16 protein-coding genes are annotated in these 9,948 nt (G+C 59.3%); 8 read left to right on the top strand and 8 right to left on the bottom strand.

The genetic code is table 11. The annotated features are described in order from the left end of the window. The 4 genes from QZ964_RS04015 to QZ964_RS04000 form a co-directional block, all read left to right on the top strand. Positions 1 to 247, top strand: a 247-nt coding sequence (locus QZ964_RS04015; RefSeq protein ID WP_292529015.1) for a hypothetical protein, incomplete at its 5' end; no start/stop codon positions are given. A gap of 63 nt (positions 248 to 310) precedes the next feature. Next, on the top strand, positions 311 to 970 hold the full coding sequence (locus tag QZ964_RS04010; RefSeq protein ID WP_246695853.1) for a DUF1538 domain-containing protein: 660 nt from the start codon (positions 311 to 313) through the stop codon (positions 968 to 970). After that, a complete protein-coding gene (locus QZ964_RS04005; RefSeq protein ID WP_124740561.1) occupies positions 967 to 1,695 on the top strand; it encodes a DUF1538 domain-containing protein in 729 nt (242 codons plus the stop codon). Before QZ964_RS04010 ends, QZ964_RS04005 begins: the two co-directional genes overlap by 4 nt. Positions 1,696 to 1,700: 5 nt before the next feature. Beyond that, positions 1,701 to 2,069 (top strand): P-II family nitrogen regulator, encoded by a 369-nt coding sequence (locus tag QZ964_RS04000; RefSeq protein ID WP_124740562.1) that lies wholly within the window; start codon positions 1,701 to 1,703, stop codon positions 2,067 to 2,069. A 291-nt stretch (positions 2,070 to 2,360) separates the two neighbouring features. Here QZ964_RS04000 and QZ964_RS03995 read toward each other — a convergent pair whose 3' ends face one another. The 4 genes from QZ964_RS03995 to QZ964_RS03980 all read right to left on the bottom strand — a co-directional run bounded on the left by QZ964_RS03995 (position 2,361) and on the right by QZ964_RS03980 (position 5,027). After that, positions 2,361 to 2,594, bottom strand: coding sequence for a hypothetical protein (locus QZ964_RS03995; RefSeq protein WP_292529016.1), 234 nt, complete (start codon positions 2,592 to 2,594; stop codon positions 2,361 to 2,363). A gap of 2 nt (positions 2,595 to 2,596) precedes the next feature. Continuing rightward, positions 2,597 to 4,207, bottom strand: coding sequence for an IS66 family transposase (locus tag QZ964_RS03990; protein ID WP_292529010.1), 1,611 nt, complete (start codon positions 4,205 to 4,207; stop codon positions 2,597 to 2,599). A gap of 98 nt (positions 4,208 to 4,305) precedes the next feature. After that, positions 4,306 to 4,653, bottom strand: coding sequence for an IS66 family insertion sequence element accessory protein TnpB (tnpB, locus tag QZ964_RS03985; protein ID WP_124740564.1), 348 nt, complete (start codon positions 4,651 to 4,653; stop codon positions 4,306 to 4,308). Further along, positions 4,650 to 5,027 carry a transposase gene (locus QZ964_RS03980; protein WP_124740565.1) on the bottom strand — a complete coding sequence of 126 codons (378 nt, stop codon included), beginning with the start codon at positions 5,025 to 5,027 and terminating at the stop codon, positions 4,650 to 4,652. The genes tnpB and QZ964_RS03980 overlap by 4 nt, the downstream gene beginning before the upstream one ends. A 192-nt stretch (positions 5,028 to 5,219) precedes the next feature. Between QZ964_RS03980 and QZ964_RS03975 the strand changes: the two genes are divergently transcribed. The 4 genes from QZ964_RS03975 (at position 5,220) to QZ964_RS03960 (ending at position 8,420) form a co-directional block, all read left to right on the top strand. Next, positions 5,220 to 6,671, top strand: a complete 1,452-nt coding sequence (locus tag QZ964_RS03975; protein ID WP_154453168.1) for an IS4 family transposase — start codon at positions 5,220 to 5,222, stop codon at positions 6,669 to 6,671. Between the two features lie 62 nt (positions 6,672 to 6,733). Next, entirely contained in the window at positions 6,734 to 7,417 is a 684-nt protein-coding gene (locus QZ964_RS03970) for a SulP family inorganic anion transporter (RefSeq protein ID WP_245435081.1), read from the top strand. Beyond that, a complete protein-coding gene (locus tag QZ964_RS03965; RefSeq protein WP_245435083.1) occupies positions 7,390 to 7,920 on the top strand; it encodes an STAS domain-containing protein in 531 nt (176 codons plus the stop codon). The genes QZ964_RS03970 and QZ964_RS03965 overlap by 28 nt, the downstream gene beginning before the upstream one ends. Positions 7,921 to 8,000: 80 nt before the next feature. Further along, entirely contained in the window at positions 8,001 to 8,420 is a 420-nt protein-coding gene (locus QZ964_RS03960) for a universal stress protein (RefSeq protein WP_124740567.1), read from the top strand. A gap of 17 nt (positions 8,421 to 8,437) precedes the next feature. On the opposite strand, the gene QZ964_RS03955 is transcribed toward QZ964_RS03960, so the two are convergent. From QZ964_RS03955 to QZ964_RS03940, 4 genes are all read right to left on the bottom strand, one after another. Then, on the bottom strand, positions 8,438 to 8,770 hold the full coding sequence (locus QZ964_RS03955) for a hypothetical protein (RefSeq protein ID WP_124740568.1): 333 nt from the start codon (positions 8,768 to 8,770) through the stop codon (positions 8,438 to 8,440). Between the two features lie 128 nt (positions 8,771 to 8,898). Continuing rightward, complete coding sequence (locus QZ964_RS03950; RefSeq protein ID WP_210330473.1) at positions 8,899 to 9,129, bottom strand: hypothetical protein; 231 nt, start codon at positions 9,127 to 9,129, stop codon at positions 8,899 to 8,901. 86 nt (positions 9,130 to 9,215) lie between these two features. Continuing rightward, positions 9,216 to 9,599 carry a transposase gene (locus QZ964_RS03945; RefSeq protein WP_210330472.1) on the bottom strand — a complete coding sequence of 128 codons (384 nt, stop codon included), beginning with the start codon at positions 9,597 to 9,599 and terminating at the stop codon, positions 9,216 to 9,218. 61 nt (positions 9,600 to 9,660) lie between these two features. Beyond that, positions 9,661 to 9,948, bottom strand: a 288-nt coding sequence (locus QZ964_RS03940) for a hypothetical protein (RefSeq protein ID WP_292529017.1), incomplete at its 5' end; no start/stop codon positions are given.

Here is a 9,948-nt window from a genome sequence, read left to right as displayed (position 1 = left end):
GCAACCCGATCCTACCGGCGAATCGTCGATGACCACCGCAAGCCGATCGCTCGCTACGGCGCTAGCAAAAGCGCGCGTCGCGAGCGGCTTGCTCCCACTGAGCTACACCATCACTGGGGGCACGACCAAGAAAGGCTTCCGCTGCCGCATATCAGCGCATAAGCGCTGCGACGCACCTAAGAGCTTCGAGGTCTCGCCGGGATTGGTGAACAACTTGTTCCCGGGAGTTCGATTCTGGAAACATTGACAAATCAACACCGAGACCTAGCTCCACGCTATGTTGCCGCTATTAAAGGAAAAATTACTGGAGGTGCTCAAGGCCGTCGCGCCGCTGTTCATTATGGTGTGCGTGCTCCAACTGACGCTGGTCAGCGCGCCAACGACAATTTTCATCGATTTTATCGGGGGATTGGTGTTCATCGTCGCAGGGATGCTGTTTCTTTTCGCCGGCGTGGACTACGGCATCCTACCGATGGGAAAATACATCGGTTCCGCCTTGCCGGAGAAAGGATCCATTGTACTCGTCGTCGCGGTCGCCTTCGCCTTCGGCTTCGCGACGACGGTCGCCGAACCCGATGTGCTCGTCCTCGCCAATCAGGTGAACCGCGTCACGAATGCGATTTCCCGGCAGGCCGTGCTCTATGCGATCGCTTTGGGCGTGGCGGTCTTTACCGCTATCGCAATGTCTCGCATCGTTTTCGGATTTTCGCTGCGCGGCCTGCTGACGGTCACCTATGGGGCTATGATCGTCCTCTCTTTCTTCGCGCCGGCGCAATTCGTCCCCCTCTCTTATGACGCCGGTAGCGTGACCACGGGCGTTTTGACAGCTCCGGTGGTCATTTCCATCGCTATAGGCTTAAGTTCCGTTCTCGCCGGCCGCTCGGCCATCTCCGACGGCTTTGGGCTCCTAGGATTCGCCTCGGTCGGTCCAATCTTCGTCATGATGGTCATAGGGATGTTTCTGCGGTGAAACTAGCTTCGCTGCTCGACGAATTCCGCGTCGTCGCGGAAAGCGTCACCGAGGCGGTGCTGCCGCTCCTCGCGCTCTTCCTTGTCTTCCAGGCGTTATTTCTAAAGCTGCCCCGCCGGAGCGTGTTGGATATTCTAACCGGTACACTCATGGCCGCGGCGGGGCTGCTTCTTTTCCTCGTCGGCGTTGAGATGAGTTTCATGCCCTTCGGCCGCTCAATCGGTGAGGCGATCGGCGCAATGCCGGAAAAGTGGCTGCTTGCGCCAATCGGCTTCTTGCTCGGCTTTGTCACCACCTGGAGCGAGCCGGCGGTGCGTATCTTCGCCGATCAGGTTGAGGAAGCTTCGACCGGCTCGATTTCGGCGCCGACCGTGCTCTATACGGTCAGCATCGGGGTTGCGCTGTCGGTCGCCCTCGGGCTTTTTCGGATTGCCTACGGCATTCCGCTGCTCTTTCTACTTGCGCCTGGCTATGTGCTGGTCATCGTAATCATGTGGCTATGCGAAAAGGACTTCGTGGCGATCGCGGTCGATGCCGGCGGCGTCGCCACGGGCCCGATGGCGAATACGTTTCTTCTGGCGCTTGCGCTCGGTGCGGCAGATTTGGCCAATGGGAATACGATCGTCGAGGGCTTGGGGCTCGTGTCGCTGATTGCGCTCGCGCCCATGGTTTCAGTCATGACATTGGGACTTCTTGTCCGCTGGACCGGACCACGACAGGAGTAGGTACGATGTTATTGAACGCATCACTGATCGTGACCATCGTGCGGAAAGGATGGGGCAACACCGTCCTGGAAGCTTCGGTCAAAGCTGGCGCTCGCGGGGGCACGGTCGTTTATGGACGCGGCATCGGCGTCAACGAACATGAAACAATCTTTGGCATTTCTATCGAACCAGAAAAGGAGATCGTCCTCACCGTCGTCTATACGGATCAAAGCGATGCGATCCTCCAGGAGATCGTCCGCGCGGCCGAGCTGACGAAGCCCAATCACGGGCTCGCTTTCGTCATGCCGCTCGAAAAGGTGGTTGGCGTCCCTCATCTTCACAATGAACCACTCTGTCCAGGAGATCCATCGAAATCTAAAAAGCGTCAATCGTGACCTCGACGCGTTCAATTAAACGCGTGAAAATTGCTTCGGCATCGTCGGCTTCTTGCAGCCACGTTCTACACAGCACACAAAGCCTTAGAGCCGGGTTGGGACGAGGCGTCGATCAAAATTCTGCTTGCAACAAACCGAAGCGCTCGTTGCAACCGAACGCTAGGCTCTGTGGCGAGCGTCTTCCAGCGCCCTGATTTTGTTTCACTGACTTGCGTTACCGGTTAAGCGCTGTCGGCTCCTTTGGTGCGTAGCCATCCGGCGTAGGCCGCCGGCATGGAGTGTTTGGTGCTCTCAACGCTTCAGAAGCGTGGGGTCGTCTTTGTGGATTTTGATCAGGTCGACGAGCGTCTCGATGCCGAAGTTCGTGAACGCCATGAGCTGTTCGTCGCCAAGTCCGTAGACCCAGATCACGCCGTCCTCGGCATCCATTTCCATAGCGACGTCGTACAGCCAGTCGATGCTCTCGCCGAGATCGTCGGCGACGCGATCGATGGTTGTCACACGGTGAACTTTGTTGACGTGCATGGTCAGGCCGCGATCGCCGGGTCTGCCGCTGCTGCTCGGCGCCAGTTCCACGGAAGCAGTTCATCAAGCCGGTGCGCGGGATGCCCGGCGATGCGAGCCAGGACGTCGGCCAACCAAGCCTGCGGATCAACGCCGTTCATTTTCGCCGTCACGATGAGGCTATACATGGCCGCAGCACGCTGCCCGCCGCGATCGGATCCGCAGAACAACCACGATTTTCTTCCCAAAGCGATGCCGCGCAGGCCGCGCTCGGCGGCATTGTTGGACATGCACACACGTCCGTCATTAAGGAACAGCGTGAAGGCCGCCCAGCGCTTCAGCATGTACTGGATCGCCTTTGCCAGGTCGTGCCCGCGCGACAACTTGGTCGCCTGCTCTCGCATGTAGACGTGGAGATCGTCGACCAGAGGCCGGCTCGAGGCATGTCGAACCGCAACGCGCTCCTCCGGGCTCTTGCCGTTGATGGAGCGTTCGATTGCAAACAGCGCGTCGATGCGACGAACGACCTCAATCGCGATCGGCGAGAGAGGTATCTCCTTCTTGCCCGAAGCCTTGCGACGCGCGTTCTCCTCAAGATCGGCCATGGCGAAGAACGGTCGGCGAGCGTGCACCCAACACGCGGCCTCGCGAACGGGTCCCGGTTTTCGGTCCGCCAGATAGAGCTTGTTGTAACCGTCGTAGGCGTCGGCCTGCAGGATGCCGGCGTATCCCGCCAGATGGGTTTGTGGATGCTCGCCCTTCCGATCGCGCGAGTAGTAAAACATCGCTGCGGGCGGCCCGGCGCCGCCAAACGGTCTGTCATCGCGAACATAAACCCAGCAGCGCCCAGTGTCGGTCTTGCCCTTCGCCAGCACCGGCACTGTCGTGTCGTCCCCATGCAAACGCTCGGCCGCCATCACATGGGCTTCGATCAAGCGGCGGAGAGGATCGAGCGCCGCGCAGACCGCGCCCACTGCATCGGCCATCGTCGACAGCGCGATCGGCGCGCCTTCCAATGCATAGCGCTCGGCCTGACGATTCAGCGGCTGGTGCTGTCCGAACTTCTCGAACACGATCATCGCCAGCAGGCTCGGGCCCGCCCACGCGCGTGGTATCGGATGGAACGGCGCCGGCGCTTGCGTGATCTTCTCGCAGTCCCGGCAGGTGAACTTCTCCCGCACAGTCTCGATCACTTTCCATTGACGCGGCGTCGTCTCCAGCGTCTGCGTCACATCCTCGCCGAGCTTGCGCAGGCGCGAACCGCCGCAGCAGGCGCAGGTCTTGGGCGTCTCGATCACGACGCGTTCGCGCGGCAGATGCTCCGGGAATGTGTTGCGCTCCGGCCGCTTGCGCTCGAAGCCGGCGACTGTCGTCATTTTGGCGACAGCGCGCTCCGCGGCGAGTTCGTCTTCCGTCGCGCTCGCTTCCAGTTCTTCGAGTTCGAGCGACAATTGATCGAGCAGCCGCGCCGAGCGCTCCGACTTCTGCCCGTGAATCTGACGCTGCAACTTTGCGATCCGCAGCGTCTGCTGCGCGATCAGCGCCGCATCTTCCGACGCCTTCGCCCGCGCGACGGCCAGCTCCGCTTTCAGCACAGCGTTTTCGTCGAAAAGGGCTTTGGCCGCAGCGTCCATGAGCCGAAGTGAATCACAAAACGCGTGATTTGTGGCGCCCCAAAATGCACGCATCGCTACATTTTTTCGCCCCGCCCCGCCCAGATACCCGGCGCAGATTAGCCAGCGCTCTTGGGTCGCCACGTCAGCTGTGGGTTTCTCCAATCTATCCCTTCAAGCATATAGGCCATCTGAGCGGCCGAAATCGACACCGCGCCCGCCGTCGCCGAGGGCCAGATGAACTTTCCGCGGTCGAGCCGCTTGGCATAGAGCGACAGACCGATCCCGTCGTGCCAGAGGATTTTGGCGAGATCGCCGCGGCGTCCGCGGAAAATGTAGAGATCGCCCGCATGAGGGTCGCGTTTCAATTGCTCTTGAACCTGAAGCGCGAGGCCCTGCATGCCGCGCCGCATGTCGGTGTGGCCCGTTGCAATCCATACCCGAACGCCGCTCGGAATCGGGATCATCGCCGCGACAGCGCCTTCAGGACACGCGTGAGCGCCGCCGCCTCGACGTCCGCCCACACGATGATCCGATCGCCTTCAGAAAGCACAATCTCCATTTGGCAGGTCGGCGCGGGGCCGGAATACTCCGCCGCTGTCTCCGGCGTGATCGTCACTGGCAGAATCGGCGCGAGGTCACTCAACCCGGCGGGCTCAACGGCAAGCTGCCGCCGCCAAGTGAAAAGTTGATTAGCGTTGAGATCGTAGCGTCTCGCCACCTCGGCTATCGAGGCGCCTTCCGCAAGGCTCTCGTCGACGACCCGACGCTTCTCATCAAGGGTCCAGGATCGACGCCTGCGCCCGGGCGCCGCTCCACCATCGTCCTTGCCGTCCGACATCCGCGATAGTGTCCACTTGTATTAGAAATGGACACGATCACCGCGCCATTCATGCGCAATCTATCCAAGCGCAGCGCGCTCAGCGCCAGACGGTTCTCGCCGGCTTTCAATTACCCACATCTCCGGAGGGGCTTGCCCGATCTGAATCGGGCGTGATTTTGTCCGTGACGCCGAATCACTGGGGCGTCATGGATGCAGGTTGGATCAGAAACCGGCCAGGCCGGCTGGCAAGATGCCGAGGTGGCCGCGGCGAGTATTCCGGATAAACGTCTGCAACGTCGTTTGCGGCGGTTGTTGGAGCAACTTTCAGCCGCCCCTGGTAAGCCGGTTCCTGCGGCATGTGGCGATTGGGCTGCGACGAAGGCGGCCTATCGATTTTTCGATAATCCCCGCGTCACTGAGCATGGCGTGTTGTCGGGACACTTCGCCGCGACCGCGGCGCGATCCAAGGCTAGCGAAGGTCCAATCCTGATTCTGCAGGACACGACCGAATTCATTTATAGTCGCGAGTCGCCTGGCAAGATTGGCTTCACGAAGACCATCAACGCCGGGCGCTACAAAGCCGGCCAACCCAATACGCGGACATTATGCGGCGTTTTGATGCATTCGAGTCTAGCCGTCACTACCAGCGGGACGCCGCTCGGCTTGGCGGCGGTGAAGTTCTGGACGCGCAGCAAGTTCAAAGGAACGGCCGCGATCAAGCGCCTCGTGAACCAAACGCGCGTACCGATAGAGACGAAGGAAAGCTATCGCTGGCTTGAGAATCTGCGCCAATCCATCGCGCTTATGGGTTCGCCCGAGCGCTGCGTGCACGTCGGCGATCGGGAAAGTGACATTTACGAACTCTTCTGCCTCGCACAGGATCTCGGAACGCGATTTCTCGTGCGCGTTCAGACCAACCGGCTGGCCGAGCCACCGACAGAAGCAGCGCCGACGGATGCGGCCCATCGCGTCTTCGCCCAACTCGCCGCGGTCCCTTGGTCTGGTCGCCATCAGGTCGCGATTGGCGGCGAGGATCACGAAATCGCTTTCTTGCAGATCAAGTTTGCCTCGGTGAAGACATTGCCGCCCATCGGCAAACAAAAGCGATACGCGCCACAAACCCTTTTCTACATTCACGCCCTCGAAGTCGACCCGCCTTCGGATCGCGACCCGATCGACTGGAGGCTCGTGACCAATCTGCCTGTCGACGATCTCGCAGCCGCCATCGAAAAGCTCGACTGGTACGCACTGCGCTGGAAAATCGAGGTGTTCCACAAGGTCATGAAATCTGGTTGCCGCGCCGAAGATGCGAAATTGCAGACTGCCGAACGGCTGGTGAAATTGCTCGCCCTCATCACAGTCGTCAGCTGGCGCATCTTTTGGATCACCATGTCTGCGCGGGCTCAACCACTCGCGAAACCCGAGACTGTCCTCACACCTGCCGAGATTGAAACACTCGACCGCATCGATGCGGCGCGCTCCAGACCGCGCATCATGCGCCGAACGGTCGCAACCTACTTGTTACAGATCGCCATGCTCGGCGGCTATCTCGCTCGCACGCGCGATCCTCCCCCAGGAAACATGGTCGTCTGGCGTGGCCTGACCAAATTGCAAGATATCGCTTTCGGCATCGCTATCGGTTCAACACGCAGATGTGGGTAATTGAAAGTCTCGCCGGAGGCTTACTTTGGTGCAGGCTCTCGCCGAAGAGCTCGTTTCACGTGATGGTCGATGACGCGCCACCCGGAACCGGACGGGAATTCGGCGGCGTCATCAATCTATGGTCGTTGCCCATAGCGATCTGGAAAGGCGTTCCCATGGACGCCCATCGGCCGGCGGCGCTGCTTGGCTTACTGACGATTAACTCGATATTCGCCTGGCGGCGAGCCGCCCCACCTAGGCTTGCATTCCTGCCCGCGCCACTGACGGGCGTCGGACTGGCAACCTTCGCGGCCTGGCATTTCAACGTGGACATCAAATATGTTCCGGCGCCGGACGATCTTCTGGGCGCTATAAACATGCCGACACTTCATGCGCTCGGGAGGTTGGGCGAGGTAGCGCTATGGGCGGCGGGCCTGTCGCTTGCCTTCGTCGCCGGCGCGGAGTCGCTGCTGACGGCGACTGCAGTCGATGTAATACAGCGTCGCACGGCGCGCCCAAAATACAACAAAGAGCTTGTGGCACAAGGCGTCGGCAATCTGCTGTGCGGCATGCTCGGCGTGCTGCCCGTTTCTGGCGTCATCGTGCGCAGCGCCGCCAATTGTGAACGCCGGCGGCCGGACGCGGCTCTCCACCATGCTGCATGGCGTGTGGATTTTGCTGCTCATCACCATGGCACCGAAACGTCCTGCGCATTATTCCCGTCGTCAGCCTCGCGGCAGTGCTCGTTTACGCCGGCCTCAATCTGATCAACTACGGCTTCGTGCGCTTTCTCTGGAGTCAGGAACGCGTCGAAACGGCCGTCTATGCTGCAACCTTCGCTGCAGTGGTGATAACCGACGTGCTGACCGGCATTGCAGTCGGCGTGGGACTTGCCATCGTCCGCCTGCTCTACACCTTCTCCCATCTCAGCATTCGCCGTGAAGAGAGTGACGGCGTGATCTATATACATCTCGAAGGCGCTGCGACATTCATCCGCCTTCCGCAGCTCGCCGCCGCTCTAGAAGGATTACCCCCAGGCACGCGCGTGCATGTGCATCTCAGTGAGTTGAGCTATATCGATCACGCCTGCCTCGACCTTTTTCTAAGCCGGGAGTGGCAGCTTCAAAGCTCCGGCGGAGAGCTCGTGCTCGACTGGGACGCGCTCCATGGATTGTTCCGTAAGGGCGATGGACGATCGAGCGCCAAGCGTGCGAAGGCGAACGAAACTCGTGTTGGAAGCGTTCAGAGGAACAAAGTTGCGCGAGAATAATCTACCTTTATCAGTATGCATAGCGCTGGCAAGCGGCACCTCAAAAGTCGAGATCGAAAAACTGACCAGAAGGAAATATTATGTTCAAGAGAATCCTCCTCCCGGTTGATCTCGAGCAACCCCAGCTGACACGACAAGCGATCGAAGCGGCTATAGGGATCGCCGATCCTGACGCCAGATTGCGCCTTGTTAATGTGCAAACGATGCTACCCACGATGTTCATCGAATACGGACCTCCCGATTATGAAGACGAGGTTCGACTTGAGGCTCAAAAACAAATCGCGAAAACCACAGTGAAGATTGATTACCCGCGTAAGCGCATTTCGACCATTGTGAGAATCGGCGCGATCTATGACGAGGCCCTGACCGAGGCCGGAGAGTGGAATGCCGATCTCATCGTTATCTGCTCAAACCGGCCAACCTTGGCGACGTATCTTCTTGGCTCAAATGCCGCAAAAATCGTACGACATGCCACATGCTCAGTACTGGTGGTGCGTTGATAGCATTATACCAAAGGTCAGACTTCCTCGACCGGGTTCAGCTTCGGCACCCGCGCGACGAAGACCTTGGCTTTGCTTTGGGCTACTGTCGTCATCGGTCCGATGTTTTGTTGAAACGCCGCATCAAAGGGCTCCAGAAGAAAAAGAAGATTCAGATTGGCACGGTCCATGAAAACAACGTGACGATTCACGACTGTTAAAGTGGCCCAGCGTATTTTTTGACTTTTTATGGCCTCCGGCGCTTGGGCACAATTGGGCTCGACGTGCGCTGCAAGCACCTGCTTTCGACCGTCGGAATCACCAAGGATACGGAGGCGGCGAAGGAGACGGCCCGAAATGGTGCTCGCCAACGACAACTCCGCGTCGATCGTGGACGTTGTACGCGAAGGCCGGGTCAGTTATGGCAACTTGAAAAAGCACTATATGTAATTGCTCCGCATCAGCGGCGGCCAGGCATTTCTGAACGGGACGAGCCTCGTCAATCCTGCCCCCGTAACGCCGATCGTTCCGTAACAGCGCGGTGGAAATGTCGCGATTTGATCAGTCGGCTTCGCATGCAGACAGATTCTTTTCTTTCCTTCAGCGTGGGATCGAGTGTTGTCGTGTCGCCCTTGTCGGCTTCGTGAATCGGCGCCGCCACGATCACGCCGGTGTCGAGATCGACCGCATGTTCGGGCTCGTAGGCGAGATGCGTCGTGCCGTCCTTCATCTTGGCGATCTTCGCCTCTCGATCGGTCTTGCTCGTCCAATCCTCGTTCGAGAGCTTCTTACCTTTGCGCTTACGGTCGAGTCGGATCAGATCGTCGACGTCGGCGTCTCGACACCGCTTTCCTTGGCCATCCGAGTCAGCATCTCGCGATAGCTTTCGCCATTGTCACGGCGCACGGTCGTCCGCAGCGCCGCGTTGGCTTCCATCGTCGACCCGTCGACGCCGATCCGCTCGCCCTTCACCAGACCATGTTCGGCGACGAGCTTCAGGACGAAGGCGAACACCTTCTCGTGCACTTCGTGCGGCAGACGGCTTCGCGTCTTCGACAACCAGGAATGATCGGGAACCTTGTCGCGCTTGCCGTGCCGAGTGAAATCTCCCAGCGATCTCGAATCCGAGCAGCCCCAGACAATGCAGCGCTCGCTGTCGAGCCCTTCGAAATAGCGAGTCGCAGAGGCGGCCAACCACAAACACGAGCTCGCAGCTCAACGTACGAGAACGGCCTGCCTACACTTTCATGCTCCCGGCACCTCAGTCCCGGATGGTCGCACCATACGCCTTGTTCTCGATGAACGCAGCTGGGCATTGGCACCGGATATCTTCATACTGGTTACAAACCCCATCGAAAGCGCATTCGCGACGGTTCGGCATCGCACGGTGCGCATGAAAGGCGCGCTCTCGCCGGACACCGCTGTCAGGACACATCAGAAATTGAGAAATCGGCCTGTTGAATTTCAATGCGTTACGAAACGCTGCTGATTTACGCGTATACATTTGAATTGAGAAAACGCCCGAATGATGTACAGTTGAATTGAGAAT

Origin of the sequence: Methylocystis sp. (genome assembly GCF_021731785.1) — a bacterium.
In the GTDB taxonomy this organism is placed as follows: Bacteria; Pseudomonadota; Alphaproteobacteria; order Rhizobiales; family Beijerinckiaceae; genus Methylocystis.
The sequence above is the reverse complement of the archived record's forward strand: the minus strand, read 5'-3'. Positions and strand labels throughout refer to the sequence as shown.

What these genes read in the sequence shown, in the direction of transcription:
- QZ964_RS03970 (WP_245435081.1), top strand. Translation starts at nt 6,734, where the DNA reads ATGGTCGATGACGCGCCACCCGGAACCGGACGGGAATTCGGCGGCGTC.
- QZ964_RS03950 (WP_210330473.1), bottom strand. Translation starts at nt 9,129, where the DNA reads ATGAAGGACGGCACGACGCATCTCGCCTACGAGCCCGAACATGCGGTC.
- QZ964_RS04000 (WP_124740562.1), top strand. Translation starts at nt 1,701, where the DNA reads ATGTTATTGAACGCATCACTGATCGTGACCATCGTGCGGAAAGGATGG.
- QZ964_RS03960 (WP_124740567.1), top strand. Translation starts at nt 8,001, where the DNA reads ATGTTCAAGAGAATCCTCCTCCCGGTTGATCTCGAGCAACCCCAGCTG.
- tnpB (WP_124740564.1), bottom strand. Translation starts at nt 4,653, where the DNA reads ATGATCCCGATTCCGAGCGGCGTTCGGGTATGGATTGCAACGGGCCAC.
- QZ964_RS03990 (WP_292529010.1), bottom strand. Translation starts at nt 4,207, where the DNA reads ATGGACGCTGCGGCCAAAGCCCTTTTCGACGAAAACGCTGTGCTGAAA.
- QZ964_RS03975 (WP_154453168.1), top strand. Translation starts at nt 5,220, where the DNA reads ATGCAGGTTGGATCAGAAACCGGCCAGGCCGGCTGGCAAGATGCCGAG.
- QZ964_RS03980 (WP_124740565.1), bottom strand. Translation starts at nt 5,027, where the DNA reads ATGTCGGACGGCAAGGACGATGGTGGAGCGGCGCCCGGGCGCAGGCGT.
- QZ964_RS03995 (WP_292529016.1), bottom strand. Translation starts at nt 2,594, where the DNA reads ATGCACGTCAACAAAGTTCACCGTGTGACAACCATCGATCGCGTCGCC.